The following is an 18542-nucleotide window of genomic DNA, read 5'->3' on the forward strand; positions in this document are numbered from 1 at the left end:
GAAAGAGGATCAATACTCCATCCCCTTCTTATCCCTACCTACTATTCACATTCGTACTTGTAAATCTCTTTACCATATCCCCTATCAATTAGTAAAAGTTCATTTGGATATAGTGTCTTATGTTCCATTCCTACTTCATCCTCTGTTATAAACATTCCATCAATAATCATTCCAACTACTTGTGATTCTTTCGCTACAAAGACAGATTTCGAACCTTTCTTCGCTATAAACGTAACGGATTGCACGGTTTTTCTTTCTGCTCTAAATGGGATACCAAAATAATGGTTCCACCATTTATTTCGAAGTAATTCTGGTTCAGATTGATATAGCCAATCTTTCGCTACCTCTTGATCCCATTCATAATACAGTAGTGCTTTCCGGTGAAATCTTGGCCGAACAATCCATCCTAAAACAATGATTCCTACTACTAGCAGTAATAAAGTGATAGGAATGACAAACTTAAAAATAAGCGCATATTTTTCATAAAACAGAGCATCTTGAATATGGAATGTTATGTTTTTCTTTACTTCTTGTAACTTTGAATCCTGCATTACGATGGTAGCTTCTACGGTGCCGGTATCTGTAAAATTAAATGTGTCGGAGTAATAGGGACGAGGATAAACATAGATTTGATTTCCATGTTGCTTTATTTCATAATTGATTGATTGTTTAGATGTGACACCAGTAGATTTTAATAGTTTTTTTACAGCTTCTTCTGTCATTAACTTACCATCTAACTGTGGTTGTAAAACAAATGGTTTACTATTCTCTAAATTTGTCACTTTTTCTTCATAATCTTTTGTAACAGTTTGAAGTGATAATTTCGGTTTCTCAGCTGTTTCAATTTTAAATTCTTTCGTCTGTCTATAAAACCCCTTTATATTCATATGAACTTTCCCGCGTACTAACCCTTTACCAAGCTTCGTTTCGTAATAAAACACATGCCTTTTATCGTTCCACTTCATTGCATATTGTTTTCCATCTATTTCTACTTCTGCCTGAAAGTAAGAAGACTGAACTGGCAACTCCGTAGGCTTTGCTTCAATAACAGCAGTAACACCTTCGTACATTTTCTCTACATTTTTTTGACTACTATCATCTTTGTCATAAGTAGAAACCGTATAATTAAGCGCTGGTTCAACTAATACTTGTAGTCCTTCTTTCTCAATGTCCTGATCCACTTCTATCGTATAAGTTCCTGGTTTAATAACTTCCTCATTTTCCGTACTTATATGAACTATATTTCCGAACAATTTTGCTTCTCCTGGTGCATGTATGGAAAAAGAAGATTGTAATTGTAATGGTTTAGAAATTTGTGTGACCTGATAATCGGGCAGAGAAGGCGATTGTCGTACAAGCGTCATACGCTTTAACGGAAATGGTGTTGTAATCTCTACTCTTTTCCCCACTACTTTCGTTTTTACAATCGATTCAACAGAGGAGAATGGATCACGATTTGCAACTAATGCTGCCACTTGATTTACACTTTTTACAATGCCATCTTCTCCGCTTGACGGCATCGTAACACCATTTATCTCTTTCTTCCATATTTCCTTGAACGTATTTAGTTGTTCTTTTTCTTGTTGTCCTAAATCTTCTTCCATCGTAATTAAAACTGGATGTAACGATATCTTTTTTGTATCCATTTCTTTCTTAAACTGGGCTAATTTCTGCAAAATTTGTTCTTTTCCGCCAACCTTATCTTTCTCTAAATCATTAAATGCCCCGTCAGTTAAGACAATAAGCCAAAATTCACGCTTCCCATCTATATCTGCTTCCTTTTTTATAGATTGCATCGCCGTTTCTACTGCGCTAAACGGAGTATTTAAATACGTTTTCCACGCTCCAATTCCCTCAATTTCCATTTGTCTCTTATCCTTCGCTAACGAAATGTTTAATGGATCATTCGGCTTACTCATTGGAACGTAAGAAAATTTATCTTTTTCATCTAATAGCGCAACTAAACTTTGCAAAGCATAATTGGCATATTTCCAGCGATCGTTATTTCTCATGCTGCCCGAATCATCATATACAAGTGAAACGACCCTTTCCTTTGCCTCCTCTCCTTTTGCAAAAGTCCAAAAAGGATGTAACCATATAAATAGAAACAACATGAATGTGGCACAAATTCGAATTTTCATGATGAGGCTTCGCCACCTTTGTAGACAAATTCCTATGTTTAAATTTATGAGAGGAAACAAGATATATGACTTGTATTTTAGGACAACTAACCCACCATAACTTTATTATGTAAACAGATCATACACTTGGTAATATTCCTTCTAGCATTCTCTATCCAATTATATAAGTAAAAAAGCCTGTTTAAGCTCCACGCTTAAAACAGACTTTTCCTACTTTTTATTTTAAAAACACATGACAAAAAGTTTGATTTTTAACTTAACACATCACTTCTATTGTAAATCCACCAGGTGCTTCAACGTAAAACGTATACGCATGGGCATGCTTAGGAGGCTCGACCAAAAATCCATCTTCCTTCAATCTTTGATTTATCTTATCTACTTGTTCTTCACTTTCTTGTGGAAATCCTACATGAAATGTTTTTGGATACTGAACTTCTTTTCCTTTCATTAACGTTAGTATAAATCCATCATTATCACGCATAACTGCAAAGGCATTCCCCCTTGTTCCACTACAAGTTAAGCCAAAATACTTTTCTAAAAACTCTCTTGCAGCTACTACATCTGCAACTGTTAAATTAAGATGTTTAATTCCCAATTCATCACCTTCTTTCTTAATTTTCTAATATTTTATCATACAATTAAAAAACACGCCTTTCACAGCGTGTTTCCTTGCTTTACATACACTTCAACAATCGGATTCTCTTTATGATCCGCATGCAAGCGTATATTCTCTTCACTTGTATTATAAATACTAGCTAATAACATTATCGTTAACACATTAGGTGTCTTCGCATCACTTCCGTATTTTCTCTCAAGCGCTTCCTTATATTCAAAATCTAAATCCCCCTGCACATATGTATACACTTCAAAACCATCTTCTAAATTGCAAACTACTGTATCAATAATATCTGCCCCTACTTGCTTCTTCATTTCCTCTCGCAACGCTTCAATAAATTCTTCCCACGGTACTTCGTATGTCTGAAACTGATCTGTAGATTTCATGCCTTTTCCTCCTTATATATCCTCTTCTTATATTTCCCCTTTCCTATAACAATTATGATAGATAGGGCATTCGTACAAGCCGCACTTGTCCCCCTTACATATCGTATTACTGTAATGCGGAAGGAGGAAAGAACATGCATAGACAAAAATGTTATGATACATGCCGACGTTACTTCGGAAAAGTTGTTCGGATTGAAGACCGTGATGGCCGTATACATTTAGGGAAAATAATCGATGTGACACAAAGCTCTGTATGGATTGAACCGGTGCAACAGCGCTCATCTTTTGATTCAGGATTCGGCTACTATGACGCTTATGCAAACGGTGGTTGTGACCTTTGTGGAGGCCTTAGCAGGTGTGATAGTTGTGGATTCGGATGCGGTGGTGGATTCAGCAGCTGCGGATGTGGTGGTCGTGGTTGTAGTAGTTGTGGTTGCGGTGGCTGGGGAGGCGGCGGTTGTGGCTGGGGTGTTGAACTCGGATTTGGTTTCATCTTCGGAATTACATTAGCTGCATTATTTTTCATTTAACATAGTAAAGAGTTGGCTACCTTTAGCCAACTCTTTTTCTTTATTTTTCACATATAAAAATACGATGCCCTAAAATGTGTTGGTACATAAGCCGTATATTTTCATGCTGTACCCACGCCTCATATAACTCATTCGGAATATGTGAGGATACATTCCATTCTGGCTCTTCTACATAGCCAGAGATCGTTTCTGCAATCGTGCCACCGCCAGCAATTGTAATTCTTTTAAAATTTGCTTTCTGAAATAATTGTACCCACTCATTCTCAGTTAATAATTCTTTCATACCATATAATTGGGCGATTTTTTCTTCCTCACCCTTATCAATGTGCCTATCAATAATCATTTCAATGACAACAAGCTTACCGTCCTGCTGTAATACACGATAACATTCCGAGATAACCCTTTCTTTGTCTGTAAAAGCGATGATTGATTCTCCAAGTACGAACTCAAATGAGTTATTCAAACACGGTAAATGCTCCACATTTCCTTCAATTAATTGTATATCTAACCCTTCAAACAACCATCTATCTTTTGCCTTTTGAATCATAATTTCATTCTTTTCAACCGTTGTTACTTTATAACCAAATTCCCTTGTCATATATGCCGCTGTTTTCCCCGTACCGCAACCTATCTCAAGGACATTCGCTCCATATTTAAAAGGCAGTTGTGCTAACAATTGTTTTGTTAACGTAAAGCCACCAGGATGAGCGCTTCCTATTCCGTAATAAGCTAGGAAATCGATGTATGTGTTTCGCTTCATGGGATTCTCCCTTTTTTATTTTATATATTCGAGCAAGGAAGAAAAGTGCATAGAAAAAAGGGCGTATTGTACGCCCCTCATCTTACTTATCCTCTGTAATATATGCCCATTTATAGCTGTAGTCTCCACCAACTGGATGGTGAACAATACCTTTTACTTTCTGTCTTTGAACGATAGCATCACCACGTTGATATAATGGTGCAATTACAGCATCATCAAGTAACATTTTCTCAGCTTTTAGTAAGCTATCCCAACGTTCTTTCGTTTTCGTTAATAGCTCGCCTTTACCTTTTTCTACAATTTCATCATATTTTGGATTTGAATATCCAGTTTGGTTATGAGGACCATTTGTAACGAACATATCAATGAATGTCATTGGATCTAAGTAATCAGGGCCCCAACCAGCGTAAGATAAATCATAATCTAAATCTGATTCTAATTTTAACTTTTGTTTAAACGGTTGATTTTTCAAGTTCACTGTTAACCCTGGTAAGTTTTTCTCAAGTTCTCCTTTTAAGAACTCCCCTACTTTTTTCGCATTATCGCTATCGTAGTTTAATAGCTCAATCGTTACTTGCTCTTTTCCAAGTTCTTTTTTCGCTTTTTCCCAATGCTCTTTTGCTTTTTTCACATCTGTTTTTAAAATATCTCCGTTATCTTTACGGAAGTCTTTTCCATCTGGACTCTTCGCAAATTCTTTTGGTACTAAGTAATCTGCCGGTGTAGATCCGTCATTTAAAATAACGTTCGTTAAGCCTTTTTTATCATATGCCTTTGCAATCGCTAAACGTAAATCTTTGTTTTTTAATACTGTATCTTGCCCACCACGTTTTTGGTTTAAACGTAAGAAGAACGTTGATGGTGTTTTTTGTGTATAGAAGTCTGGATTTGATTTATATTTGTCAACCATTTCAGATGTAAGTCCCGCACGATCGATTTGTCCACTTTCATATAAGTTTACACGTGTACCGCTATCTTTTACTACGTTAAAGTTGATTTCATCTAACTTAACTGTTTTATTATCCCAATATTGTGCATTTTTCTTTAATTTCCATCCTTCTTCATGTTTCCAGTCTGTTAATGTAAATGGTCCGTTGTATAACGTTGTATCTGCTTCTAAACCAAATTTTTCACCTTTTTCTTTTACGAATTTTTCATTTAACGGATAGAATGTTCCGAATGAAGTTAATTCTACAAAGTAAGGAACTGGATTTTCTAATTCTACCTCTAATGTGTAGTCATCTACAGCTTTTACACCTAACGTATCAAGTGGTGCTTTCCCATCATTAATTGCTTTTGCGTTCTTTAAATCAAACATAATGTATGCATATTCCGCTGCTGTATTTTTATCTACCGCACGTTTCCAAGCAAACACGAAATCCTTCGCTGTTACAGGGTCTCCATTTGACCATTTTGCATTTTTATTTAATGTAAATGTATACTTTTTACCATCATCACTCTTTTTATATGATTCAGCAACCCCTGGAGCTGCCTTATTATCTTTATCAAGTCGATATAAACCTTCCATTACGTTATTTAAAGCAAGAAACGATACTTGGTCTGTCGCTTTCGAAGAATCCATAGATGGAATTTCTTGGGCTTCTGTTAAATTCAATACTTGCTTAGCTGCTAATTTTCCACCTTCTTTTTCACCACTTTTCGGTGTTGTGCTTGCCTTCTCTTTATCTCCTGATCCAGAGCAAGCTGTTAATGCCATACTCATTACTAAAACTGGTGCTACGACCGCTGTCAATTTTTTCATCTTTTTTCTCTTCATTTTTTGTACCCTCCCCAATTATATGTACGATATTAACATTTAGAAATTCTCTACTAACTTTCGTTATCAGAAAATTCTTATTAATTAATATTCTACTATTTTTTTAGATTTTGTAAAGTATTTTTGTAAATTTTCTAAATATTTATTTTTTTATTATAGTAACTTGTTGTTTTAACTACTATATGAATTATCCCCCGTCTACTATATGTAAACATCCCTCCCCTTATTCCAATCTATTACTACGTTCTATATTTTTCTTATTAGCATGAGGTCTCTTACTATCATTCATCTGTCTTACTACTTACTGACCTCTCTATTTTCCTCCGATAGAACCTTCCTAATTACCTACCCGATTCTCAATAGGCTAACGAGATTTATTCCCTTATGCATACTAAAAAGCATTTCAAAAGCAGCTCAGCCACTTTTGAAATGCTTTCACTTTATTTTTTTCCGCCATCCTCAGTTACATACGCCCACTTAAAGCTATATTCTGGACTGATGTTATGTTTCACAATTCCTTTTACATTCGGTTTCATTACGTACGATCTTCCTGTTTGATATAAAGGAACTAACCCTGCATCTTCTTCAAGGAATAACTTTTCAGCTTTCCCTAACGTTTCCCAACGTTTTTTCGCATCACTCATTAATTCATTACCTGCTTTTCCTACCATTTCATCGTATTTTGGATTTGAATAACTCATTTGGTTGTACGGGCTCTTCGATTCAAACATATCAATAAATGTCATTGGATCCGCATAGTCTGGACTCCAACCTGCATAAGAAATTTCATAATCTTGCGCAGTTTCTAATTTTAATTTTTGTTTGAACGGCTGAATTTTTGTATTAATCGTTACACCTTTTAAATTTTTCTCAATTTGATCTTTTACATAGTCAGCAATCTTTTTCGCAGTTCCATCATCATAGCTTAGCAATTCAATTGTAACTTGATCTTTTCCAAGTTCTTTTTTCGCTTCTTCCCACGCTGCTGCTCCTTTTTTCGGATTATATTTCAGACCATTTTTAAATGTATCTTGATAATCTTTACCATCTGGCCCTGTCGCAAGCCCTTTTGGAACCAATTGATCTGTTGCTTTTGATCCATTATTTAAAATTACATTTGCCAATCCTTTTTTATCAACTGATAATGCAATTGCTTCACGTAGTTTTTTGCTCTTTAAAGGCGTATCTTGTCCGTTACGTTTTTGATTTAAACGTAAGAAGAATGTACTTGATTCCGCATACTCACCATATTCTTCTTTGTTCGATTTATATTTATCTACAAACTCTCCTGATAGTAATGTAAAATCAATTGATCCTGTATCATATAAGTTTACTTTCGTTGCAACCTCTTTTACTACACTATAGTTAATTTCTTCCAATTTCACAGTCTTTTTATCCCAGTACTTATCATTTTTCTTCAGCTGCCAACCTTGTTCATGTTTCCATGAAGACATAACGAATGGACCGTTATACACAGTTGTATCTGCTTCTAAACCGTACTTATCACCTTTTTCTTTTACGAATTTTTCATTTAATGGATAGTATGATGGGAATGCTAATAAATTTAAGAAATACGGTACCGGTTTTTCTAATTCTACTTCCAGCGTGTAATCATCTACCGCCTTCGCTCCTAATTCAGTTACAGGTTTTTCTCCTTTATTAATCGCTTCCGCATTTTTAATATAGTAAGCAATAAATGCATATTCTGCCGCAGTATTCTTATCAAGTAAGCGCTGCCATGCGAAAACGAAATCTTTCGCTGTTACAGGATCACCATTTGACCATTTTGCATCTTTTCGCAGTTTAAACGTATACTTTTTACCATCTTCACTTTTCGTACTAGACTCTGCCGCAGCAGGAATTGGCTTATTATCTTTATCAAGGCGATATAGGCCTTCCATCGTGTTCCCTAAAATTTGCGCACCTAATGTATCAGTAGATTTAGAAGTATCCATCGTCGGAATTTCTTGGTTTTCCGTACGATTTAATACTTGTTTCGCTGCATATTTAATATCAGATTTTTTTTCTTCCCCACTATTTGATGTAGTAGTCGTTTTCTTTTCCCCACCTGACCCAGAACATGCTGTCAATGCAACACTCATCGCTAAAACTGGTACTACAACTGCTGTTAACTTTTTCATCTTTTTTCTCTTCATTTTTGTACCCTCCCTAATTATATGTACATTACCAACCCTTGAGAGACCCCTTACTAAAGATTCATTTTTCTGAAATTTACAACTAATGTTATTCTACTCTTTTTTTCGCATTTGTAAATAGTTTAATTTTAAATATTCTGACTTTTTTATTTTAGTAGGATTTATCCCCCATCTACTATATGTACATACTATACACCTTATTCTCCTCTATTTAACCATACTAAAAATTAGTATTTTAAGCTCACAAAAAAAGCATTTCAAAGTAGCCAAGCTACTTTGAAATGCTTTTTTAACTCTATTATTTTTCAGTTATATATGCCCATTTAAAGCTAAATTCTGGACTGATATTATGTTTTACTACTCCCTTTACATTTGGTTGTAAAACATAAGAATCTCCACGTTGATATAAAGGTACAATCGCTACATCTTCTTCAAGTAATGTTTTTTCAGCTTTCCCTAACTCTTCCCAACGTTTTTTCGCATCGCTCATTAATTCCGTTCCAGCTTTTTTCACCATGCCGTCATATTTAGGGTCAGAGAAGCTCATTTGGTTATGAGAATGTCCAGTCTCAAACATATCTAAGAACGTCATTGGATCTGCATAATCCGGATTCCATCCGCCATACGAAATATCATATTGTTGTTCAGTCTCTAATTTTAGTTTTTGCTTAAATGGTTGAAGTTTAATATTAACTGTTACACCTTTTAAGTTTTTCTCAATCTGATCTTTAATATATTCGCCAACTTTTTTCGCATTACCAGTATCGTAGTTTAAGAATTCAATCGTAACTTGATCTTTTCCAAGTTCTTTTTTCGCTTCTTCCCAAGCTGCAGCAGCTTTTTTAGGATTTGGTTTCAAACCGTTTTTAAATGTTTCTTGGAAATCTTTACCGTCCGGTCCAGTTGCTAATCCTTTTGGTACTAAGAAGTCAGCTTCTTTTGATCCATCATTTAAAATTACATTTGCTAAATTCTTTTTATCAATTGATAGCGCAATTGCTTCACGTAATTTTTTGCTCTTTAATGGCGTGTCTTGTCCATCACGTTTTTGGTTCATACGAATGAAATACGTACTCACTTGTGAATATGTGCCAAATTCATCTTTCTTGCTTCTATATTTATCTACGAACTCTCCAGTTAATAAAGCAAAGTCAACTTGACCGCTATCATATAAATTGATAAGAGTTGCTGGTTCTTTAACAACACTGAAGTTAACTTCTTCAAGTTTTACAGTCTTTTTATCCCAATATTGATCATTTTTCTTTAATTGCCATCCTTGTTCATGCTTCCAATCTTTAAGAACGAACGGTCCATTATAAACTGTTGTATCAGACTCTATACCGAACTTCTCCCCTTTTTCTTTTACGAATTTTTCATTTAATGGGTAGTACGATGGGAATGCTACTAAGTTTAAGAAGTACGGTACCGCTTGCTCTAATTCAACTTCAAGCGTAAGATCATCTACCGCTTTCACTCCTAATTCAGCTACAGGTTTTTCACCTTTATTAACCACTTCTGCATTTTTAATTGGGAATGCGATAAATGCATACTCAGCAGCTGTTTTTGGATCTAATAGACGTTGCCAAGCATATACGAAATCTTTCGCCGTTACTGGATCTCCATTTGACCATTTTGCATCTTTACGTAGTTTAAATGTATATTTTTTACCATCTTCACTTTTCGTGCTAGATTCTGCTGCAGCTGGAATAGGCTTATTATCTTTATCAAGACGATATAATCCTTCCATCGTATTCCCTAGCATTTGTGAAGATACTGTATCTGTTGATTTAGAAGAATCCATCGTTGGAATCTCTTGGTTTACTGTTCGATTCAACACTTGTTTTGCCGCTAATTTTCCCTCTGACTTGCTATCTCCACTTGAGTTTGTGCTTGTCTTCTTATCTCCACCTGATGTAGAACATGCTGTTAACGCCATGCTCATTGCTAAAACCGGTGCTACAACTGCTGTTAGTTTTTTCATTTGTTTCTTTTTCATTTTGTACCCTCCCTAATTCTTAACGATAGCTATTAAAGAATTTTCTGATAATTCTGTTTTTCTCTATATATTTATCAGACGATTCTTACTAATTCTTATTCTACTAATTTTTTAATTTTTGTAAAGTATTATTATTGAAAATTTTTAAAAAATTATTTTTTTACAGTAATATTCATAAAAATTCCATATTTTGTTCAAACCTTATTTCGCATTCATACACATTCGTTGTTTTAATCACTTTCATCTCATTTACCACTTGAATACTTGTTAATTATTGCTAATAAATAATGCATATATCTAAAAACATCTTTTCTACAAAAATAAAAAAGTCAGCAAAGCTGACTTTTTACCCGACCATTTTTTCTCTTTTCATTTCCTCTACTACTCTCGTATACTTCTCATCATCAAATTCATTTTCACTTTTCGCAACAACTACAGTTGCAATACCGTTACCAATTAAATTAACGATAGCACGTGCTTCTGACATGAAACGATCTACACCAAGTAATAACGCTAAACCTTCTAATGGGATAACATTCATTGCAGATAGAGTAGATGCTAGTACAATGAATCCCCCGCCGGTTACTGCTGCTGCTCCTTTAGATGTAACTAACAAAATAGCTATTATAGTTAATTGTTGACCTAGTGAAAGATCGACGTGAAAAACTTGCGCTAAAAATATAGTTGCCATTGATAAATAAATCGTTGTTCCATCTAAGTTAAAAGAGTAACCTGTTGGAATGACTAAACCTACTACCGGCTTCGAACACCCGAAGTCTTCCATCTTTGTCATCATCCGCGGCAGTACTGATTCTGAAGATGATGTCCCGAGAACAATAAGTAATTCTTCTTTAATATACGCTAAATATTTCCACAAACTAAATTTATACAATTTACAAATAAAATTTAAAACAATAAAAACAAATAATGCCATTGTCACATATACACAAATCATTAATTTACCAAGTGGTATGAGCGTGCTTAAACCATACTTCCCAATTGTAAATGCCATCCCACCGAATGCTCCAACTGGTGCTAATTTCATTACAATTGATAAAATGTTAAAAAATACTTTCGATAATCTTTCAAAAAAGTCAATAACCGGTTGTCCATTTTTTCCTAACATCGTTAACCCTGCTCCGAATAAAATGGAGAAGAACAGAACTTGTAAAATATCACCTTTGGCAAATGCTTCAAACATGTTAGACGGCACGATATGTAAAAAGAAATCCATCCATTTCATTTCTTGCCCACTTTGTACATATTGTGAAACATCTCCGCCTTTTAGTTTTGAGGGATCTAATCCATCTCCTGGACGTACAACATTCGCTACGATGATACCAATAATTAAAGCCGCTGTTGTAACAATTTCAAAATATAATAGTGCCTTCCCACCAACGCGGCCTACCTTTTTCATACTTCCCATACTTGCAATACCGAGCACAATTGTTAAAAAGATAATCGGTGCAATAACCATTTTAATCATATTGATGAATGTTTCACCAATTGGCTTCATTTGTTGTCCAACACTCGGCCAAATTGCCCCTACTGCAATACCACAAATAATAGCCACAATAACTTGGAATGTTAAATTCTTTACAATTCTCATTTTTGATACTCCCCTGTATTTTCATTTCTCCCATACTATTTCAATAATTGCTAATGATATATTCTATGTAATAGCCCCCCTGTTATTTAACTTAAACTATAAATTTATGTTACACTATTATCTTAAACTTGAAAATAGTATATAATATTTATGAATAAAAGACATACTATTTAACATAATAAAAAAGCAGACATTACATCTGCTTTAATTCTCCTCAATCTGTTTTTCACTTAATCCTAGATGTGTTCTAAGAGTATTACTCAAACTCTGTAGATCTTTTTTATTAGGATTATAATAATATACACGTTGCCCGTTTGGGCCATTAGGTAAGTATAAATCATCACCAGCTAATTGTATTTTTTCAACTGAACCGTTTAAACCGTATTTATAAAAAGATAAAATATCATCCATTACTAAATTTGTTTTAAAATCACCATCAACCGCCTCAACTATTTTTTCTAGCTTCGTAATCGATCCTACACTTTTTAATTTACTTAAAATCGCTTCAATAACAAGTTGTTGGCGCTGTCCTCTCATTGCATCACTATCAATATGGCGCGTTCTTGCTAGTGCAAGTGCTTCTTCCCCATTTAATTTTTGTAATCCTTTTTTCAAATGAATCGCATCAGGTTCATCTTTACTATTTTGCTCCGTAAATTCAACTGGGACATCCACTTCAATACCATCTAACCCATCAACAATTTTAGTAAAGGAACCAAAATTAAATTTCACAAAATAATCAACAGGCACCTGTAACAATTTTTCTACTGCTTCCACAGAAGCTTGCGGTCCTCCATCTTTACCATTTTTAACGAAACCACTTCCATATGCATGGGTTATTTTATCTTTTTTCTTTTCAACTGGAACATATGTATATGTATCACGCGGTATGCTCGTTAATTTCACTGTTTTATCGTCTTTATTAAAAGTCGCTAACAATAATGCATCTGTATGAAATGCACCATTATATTCCTTTTGTCGTTCTTGATTTTCATCAATTCCCATAATTAAAAGTGAAACATGATTTGCAATTGGCTTTACAGATTTCTCACGTAAATTGGATTTTTCACCTCGTGCTAAATTCAAATTAGATTTTTGTACAAGACTAGAAGTTTTCATATATACATAGGCTCCATAGCCAATTCCACAAAATAGTAATACCGCCAGTAGTAAACTTATTATCGTTTTCTTTTTATATTTTTGCTTATTTTTCTCTTCTCTTAAAGATGAATGATTACCCATTTACTCTCCTCCTGTTTCTATTCATCCAATATGTTTTTCATTTTTTCATATTTAGCACTATCCTTTTGAAACATACTTTCTTTCAATCCCTTATCTATTTGTATCCATTCAGTCGTAACTGAATATTGAATCAAGCCTTCTTGAAAACTAAGAAATTTCAACATAATCCCTGTATTTTTCTCCACAACCATTTCGAATTTCCCTCTTAAATCTTCAGAGGTGCTAACAGGCATCTCTATGTTTATAACTCCTTCAATTTTGTAACAATCTAATCCAAGATATTTCGTTTCTTTATAATTCCAATCTTTATATCGAATTAATAAATCTGCGAATTCTGATTGAATACTATATTTAGCTAGCCCTACATATTCATCATCATATCTCTTTTTCTCATCTGATTTTCTCACTAACCTTTCCGTAGGATTTAATTTTAATAGTTCATTGTTTCTTTCTTTCGGGTTCCATTTTTTCTCTTTATAAGTATACTTCTCATCATCAAATTCTTTTTTCTTCCCCTCGTTATATATAATTGTTCGTTTTTTGGCTAGTTTATCTTCTTTCGAAGAGATACCTCTTTGTTTCTCCGTATCAATCGCATACTTATATGTTGTAGCAATTCTTGATGAGCTAGAATATTCCTCAAATTGTCCTGAAATATTTTTAAAATAATCAATAGAATCTAGCATTTTTTGATGAATCTTTTCTTTATCTGGATAATGTACATTCGATTTTATTTCTTCTTCATTTTCATAATCAGAAAACGCTTTTTTCTTTACATATTCAAATACTCCACCATTTTGCGCAAAACTTTGTATAGAAAACTCAGACATAGATACCACTGAAAGTATACAAACCACTGCACTAATTATCATCATATGAATTTTGTAACTCTTCTTTTTTACCTTAAGATTATGTAGCGTGCTATTAATCTTTTCATTTAACTCTGGAGGTACTATAACATTTTCATCTTTTATTCTCTTTTTTAATTTCTCATCAAATAATTTTTCATTATCCATCCTTTACACCCCCTATTCCATCTTTAATCGTTTTTGTAGTTGTTCCCTCGCACGTGATAATCTTGATTTCACTGTTCCTTTCGGTATTTCTAACAGCTTTGCTATACTCTCTTGATGCATGTCTTCATAGTAATAAAGCACCGTAACAGCTCTTAATTCTTCATGTAACGATTGAATCGCATTACACAAATCTATATCTTCATACTGATCACACGCACTCATAATGTAATCATTCTCTTCTGTCACAATTACATTTTTATACGCTCTAATAATATTGTTACACTCATTTATTAGTATTCGAATTAACCAAGTTTGAAAAAATTCTTCTTTTTTTAATTTTTTTATATTTTCATAGGCTTTTAAAATTGTTGTCTGTATCGCATCCTCTATATTTGTCTCATCACGTAACATCGCCTTTGCTATTCGATACATCTGCGCTTTTTCTGTATGTATAAGCGCTATAAAGGCTTCATGATCACCTTTTTTCGCTAAAGAAACATCCGTTTCTTCTTTTACAATCATTTTATATAAAGGGATTACTTTCACAATTGCTCCTCCTGTTTCATCCTCACTTCATCACTTCCAATTTAACTTTACATGTATTAGACGTATGAACCTAGAAAAAGGTTCATTTTTTTGAATATTTTCTTAATTAAAAAGATAAATATCCTTTATAAGTGTTATGCGATAAACATACTAGTTTAAATTTACAAATAAAAAAAGCCCACTTTCTCAGTGGACTTTCTACTCTATAACGGTAAATCCCTCTTCCTAAATAATACAATCGCTACGATAAAAATACAAAGCGCTACAGTAGTTAAACCTATACTTACCGGCCATATATTATATGATCCTTCAGCAATTTCTTTCGGACGAAACAGCGTGAATAATGATAGGTTTTTCATCCATTCTAACTTATCACTTAACTTCCCTACCATATCCAATACGAAAAATAAAATAGTTAAACTCGCTGAATAACTTAGTGCTTTTCTTTCGTCATTACATATACAAGAAAAGAAAAATGAATACGCACTAATGACTAAAAATATGAGCCCTCCGACTACATTTATCTTCAAAAATAATTCTTTATTTAAGTTGTTATCTTGTAAAAACCATTCTGCACCTACTAACCCAGCTACATACGTAACAGATACAATAATTAGAAGTCCCAATATGAGAACAGCAGCTTGTGTAATCGCAATTTGCACTCTAGATACAGGTGTTGCTAGCAAGTATGCCATTGCTCCTTTATCTACATGACGAGCAATTAAATGTGTCGCAACTGTTACGCAAAAAATTGTTAAAATGATAATAAACAATAGACTATAGTATTCGCCCGCTAGAAAATCCATTACGTTTTGAATCGGACTTTCCATACCAACGATTTTTTTCACACTATCAGGCATGGCAGCTATTAATTCATTTAGCCCTTTCGCTGATACCATTGACGGGAATATCCAAATTAATAACCACAGATATAAAGCTGCACCAGACGCATAACTCAAAATACTTTTTTGTGTTTCTTTCAAACTAGCTAAAAATAATTGCTTATTCATGCGTTACCCCTTCTTTCTTATCGTAATAATGCATAAATAAATGTTCTAAATCCATCGCTCTCGTTTGAAGTGCCGTTACATTATAGTTTGAAAGTGTTTGTAAAACAGTTTGATAGTTTCCTTGTACAATGATAGATGCCTCTCTACCTTTTACCGCTTCAAATTGCAAATTACACTTTGTAAGGGACTCAATCTCTTCTTGTGATGATACTGTTACATCTATCACCTGTCTTCTCATACTTTGTAAATCGTGAATATTTTCAACCGTTACGAGTCGACCATCTTTAATAATAGCTACTCTGTCACAAGTTCTCTCAATTTCAGTAAAAATATGTGATGACATTAGGATTGTTTTTCCTCTTTGCTTTTCCTCTAATATTAAATCTATAAACACTTGTTGCATAAGTGGATCAAGTCCAGATGTTGGTTCATCTAAAATTAACACCTCTGGATCGTGCATAAATGCAGCGACTATCCCTACTTTTTGCTTCATTCCTTTAGACATTTTGCGAATCGGTGTTTTCACATCAAATTGCAGACGCTCTATCAGTTCATCTCGTCTTTTCGTATCCTTTAATCCACGCATTCCCTGCATTAATTTTAAAAACTCTAATCCATTCATTCCTTCAATAAAAGAAATTTCACCTGGCAAGTAACCAACTTCCCTTTGAATTTTCGCTGCTTCATTCCAACAATCTAATCCAAAAATTGTCGCTTTACCAGCTGTCGGTTTTATAAATCCCATTAAATTACGAATCGTCGTTGATTTTCCGGCACCATTCGGTCCTAAATAACCAAATACTTCTCCCTCTTTTACATCAAATGTAATATGAAACAAACCTTTTCCATTCGAAAACTGTTTTGTGACATCTTGAACTGAAATCATAATTCCACCTCATTTTTTGAAATATTTAATGTTTGATATTTCAAAATTATTGTACTCCTCATCTTCCATATTCGCAACAACTTTTTGAAATATTTATTAGTCCATATTTCAAAATTATTGTTTTCCATTATTTTTTCTTGTATATTTTAAGTGAGGTGATTGCATTGAACGGCTTTGAAAGAGTAAAAGAAAAGAAAAAGCGTGCCATTAAAGAAGCAGCATTCGTATTATTTTCAGAACGTGGATTTAATGAAGTGAAAATAGAACATATCGCAAAAGAAGCAAACGTTTCTCAAGTTACAATTTATAATCATTTCGGAAGTAAAGATGCGTTATTTAGGGAGCTTATACAAGAATTTATCATATCTGAATTTCAATATTATAAAGAGCTTGCAGAAGAAAAATTACCTTTTCATGATATGATGCAAAAAATGATTGTAAGAAAAATGAATACTGGCGGATTATTTCAACCTGATATGTTACTACAAATGATGCAGAGGGACGAAGAACTCCGTAAGTTTATTTATAGTTATCAAAATGAAAAAATCCTACCCTGGTATTTAGAAATATTAGAACAAGCTCAGCGCAAAAACGAAATTAATCCACACCTTACTAAAGAAATGATGTTACTTTACATTCAAATGTTTACAAAATTAGGTGATGAATTTGGAGCACAACTTCTTGAAGGAGATCGGGAAAAACATATAAAAGATATCGTTACGATGTTCTTTTATGGACTATCCGTCCCAGAAAAATAATTGTTTCTAAAAAACAAATACAATCACCAAAAAGCCCTTTGGATATTTAAATCTCAAGGGCTTTTTCATATCAAATAAATAGCTAAAACTAACTTTATCTTAAAGAAGTTAAATGCTGCTTTATAGATAACACCTTATTATAGATTAACTCTTTTAGCATAACAGGCTGAATTGAAATAATCGTTTCACCGAAATTCAGAAAATAATTTGAAATAAAATCAGATTCTTTCTTGTTAAAATAGCCTGTTATAATGTAATTTTCATTTTCCTTTTGCAACCTCATGGAAGGGTAATTCTCTTTATCAAAAATGTCTTTTCCTTTTTGATTAACAATGACGCTAAAATCAATTGCATCAGACTTTCTGTGAAAGGTAGTAAGATAACTTAATAATTCTTCAAGATTTTTTGGATGAACATTGCTTGTTTCCACAATAGAAAGAATTTTATCACATCTAATTATTTGAACATGATTTGTCTCAAAATTAAAGATTTTAGCATACCACTGGCCAAATTTAGATTCTATTCGAATAAATTGGGCAACCAATGCTTTCTCCTCACCTTTTTTTAAATATGTTAAATGATAAACTTGCTCAGCAAAAATTCCCTGTAAAATTTCTTTTAAGAACGGACTAAAATTACTATGATTTGTTACTTCAAAGGAAAGCGTTCGTTCCATAATTGAAATATTTTTACTCACATTATCAGGTAATACATGTTTAAATTTATTTTCAAGCGCAATACTTTCTACATTAAATGGTTTTGTCTTGTATCCATTTAGCGTAAGAATTGAAAAGTATAACGCATACATTTCATCCACACTAAAATAAATTGGCGATAACACACTATTTTCTATAATTTTATAACTTCCATTTCTACCTAATTCAGAATATATGGGTACACCTATTTCTTCCAATGATTGAATATCTCGCAACGCAGTACTTTTAGAAATATCATATCTAGCCATTAAATCTTTTAAATTAAAATATCTTTTATTATTTAAGAAAATAAGCATGTCATTTATTCGTTCAGTTTTTTTCATATTTCCCTCCCAAAAAGGTATCATGTATTGAAACCTTTTTAATCTATATTATAATTATCAACTAATAAAGGAGT

The 18542-nt window shown here is 33.4% G+C and carries 16 protein-coding genes; 2 read left to right on the forward strand and 14 right to left on the reverse strand.

Going from position 1 to position 18542, the window contains the following annotated elements:
• Positions 1 to 41: 41 nt before the first annotated feature.
• The 3 genes from ACUN13_RS24875 to ACUN13_RS24885 all read right to left on the reverse strand — a co-directional run bounded on the left by ACUN13_RS24875 (position 42) and on the right by ACUN13_RS24885 (position 3143).
• A complete protein-coding gene (locus ACUN13_RS24875) occupies positions 42 to 2141 on the reverse strand; it encodes a vWA domain-containing protein (RefSeq protein ID WP_409531822.1) in 2100 nt (699 codons plus the stop codon).
• Positions 2142 to 2397: 256 nt separating this feature from the next.
• Positions 2398 to 2736 (reverse strand): VOC family protein, encoded by a 339-nt coding sequence (locus tag ACUN13_RS24880; protein ID WP_000511515.1) that lies wholly within the window; start codon positions 2734 to 2736, stop codon positions 2398 to 2400.
• Between the two features lie 59 nt (positions 2737 to 2795).
• Positions 2796 to 3143: a hypothetical protein gene (locus ACUN13_RS24885; RefSeq protein ID WP_000842902.1), complete on the reverse strand. Its 348-nt coding sequence runs from the start codon at positions 3141 to 3143 to the stop codon at positions 2796 to 2798.
• A gap of 134 nt (positions 3144 to 3277) precedes the next feature.
• Between ACUN13_RS24885 and ACUN13_RS24890 the strand changes: the two genes are divergently transcribed.
• Positions 3278 to 3673, forward strand: a complete 396-nt coding sequence (locus tag ACUN13_RS24890) for a hypothetical protein (protein WP_000555000.1) — start codon at positions 3278 to 3280, stop codon at positions 3671 to 3673.
• 40 nt (positions 3674 to 3713) lie between these two features.
• On the opposite strand, the gene ACUN13_RS24895 is transcribed toward ACUN13_RS24890, so the two are convergent.
• The 10 genes from ACUN13_RS24895 to ACUN13_RS24940 form a co-directional block, all read right to left on the reverse strand.
• Positions 3714 to 4433 (reverse strand): class I SAM-dependent methyltransferase, encoded by a 720-nt coding sequence (locus tag ACUN13_RS24895; protein WP_000828249.1) that lies wholly within the window; start codon positions 4431 to 4433, stop codon positions 3714 to 3716.
• 82 nt (positions 4434 to 4515) lie between these two features.
• Positions 4516 to 6210 carry a peptide ABC transporter substrate-binding protein gene (locus ACUN13_RS24900; RefSeq protein ID WP_000823438.1) on the reverse strand — a complete coding sequence of 565 codons (1695 nt, stop codon included), beginning with the start codon at positions 6208 to 6210 and terminating at the stop codon, positions 4516 to 4518.
• Between the two features lie 440 nt (positions 6211 to 6650).
• A complete protein-coding gene (locus ACUN13_RS24905; RefSeq protein WP_000823467.1) occupies positions 6651 to 8366 on the reverse strand; it encodes a peptide ABC transporter substrate-binding protein in 1716 nt (571 codons plus the stop codon).
• Between the two features lie 298 nt (positions 8367 to 8664).
• Complete coding sequence (locus ACUN13_RS24910; protein WP_445424005.1) at positions 8665 to 10362, reverse strand: peptide ABC transporter substrate-binding protein; 1698 nt, start codon at positions 10360 to 10362, stop codon at positions 8665 to 8667.
• A 346-nt stretch (positions 10363 to 10708) separates the two neighbouring features.
• Positions 10709 to 11971, reverse strand: coding sequence for a dicarboxylate/amino acid:cation symporter (locus ACUN13_RS24915; RefSeq protein ID WP_001223630.1), 1263 nt, complete (start codon positions 11969 to 11971; stop codon positions 10709 to 10711).
• A gap of 204 nt (positions 11972 to 12175) precedes the next feature.
• Complete coding sequence (locus ACUN13_RS24920) at positions 12176 to 13213, reverse strand: LCP family protein (RefSeq protein WP_409531818.1); 1038 nt, start codon at positions 13211 to 13213, stop codon at positions 12176 to 12178.
• 17 nt (positions 13214 to 13230) lie between these two features.
• Positions 13231 to 14229 (reverse strand): hypothetical protein, encoded by a 999-nt coding sequence (locus tag ACUN13_RS24925; protein ID WP_000368253.1) that lies wholly within the window; start codon positions 14227 to 14229, stop codon positions 13231 to 13233.
• A 12-nt stretch (positions 14230 to 14241) separates the two neighbouring features.
• Positions 14242 to 14775, reverse strand: coding sequence for a sigma-70 family RNA polymerase sigma factor (locus tag ACUN13_RS24930; protein ID WP_409531817.1), 534 nt, complete (start codon positions 14773 to 14775; stop codon positions 14242 to 14244).
• 203 nt (positions 14776 to 14978) lie between these two features.
• Positions 14979 to 15785, reverse strand: a complete 807-nt coding sequence (locus ACUN13_RS24935; protein WP_001041427.1) for an ABC transporter permease subunit — start codon at positions 15783 to 15785, stop codon at positions 14979 to 14981.
• The gene (locus tag ACUN13_RS24940) at positions 15778 to 16671 is read right to left on the reverse strand and encodes an ABC transporter ATP-binding protein (protein WP_000626569.1); all 894 of its coding nucleotides are present in this window, start codon (positions 16669 to 16671) and stop codon (positions 15778 to 15780) included. The genes ACUN13_RS24935 and ACUN13_RS24940 overlap by 8 nt, the downstream gene beginning before the upstream one ends.
• 155 nt (positions 16672 to 16826) lie before the next feature.
• On the opposite strand from ACUN13_RS24940, the gene ACUN13_RS24945 reads away from it, so the two are divergent.
• Positions 16827 to 17429 carry a TetR/AcrR family transcriptional regulator gene (locus ACUN13_RS24945; protein ID WP_002041614.1) on the forward strand — a complete coding sequence of 201 codons (603 nt, stop codon included), beginning with the start codon at positions 16827 to 16829 and terminating at the stop codon, positions 17427 to 17429.
• A 94-nt stretch (positions 17430 to 17523) separates the two neighbouring features.
• On the opposite strand, the gene ACUN13_RS24950 is transcribed toward ACUN13_RS24945, so the two are convergent.
• Positions 17524 to 18492: a helix-turn-helix transcriptional regulator gene (locus ACUN13_RS24950; RefSeq protein WP_445424006.1), complete on the reverse strand. Its 969-nt coding sequence runs from the start codon at positions 18490 to 18492 to the stop codon at positions 17524 to 17526.
• Positions 18493 to 18542: the final 50 nt, after the last annotated feature.

The organism is Bacillus cereus group sp. Bce041 (assembly GCF_052646455.1).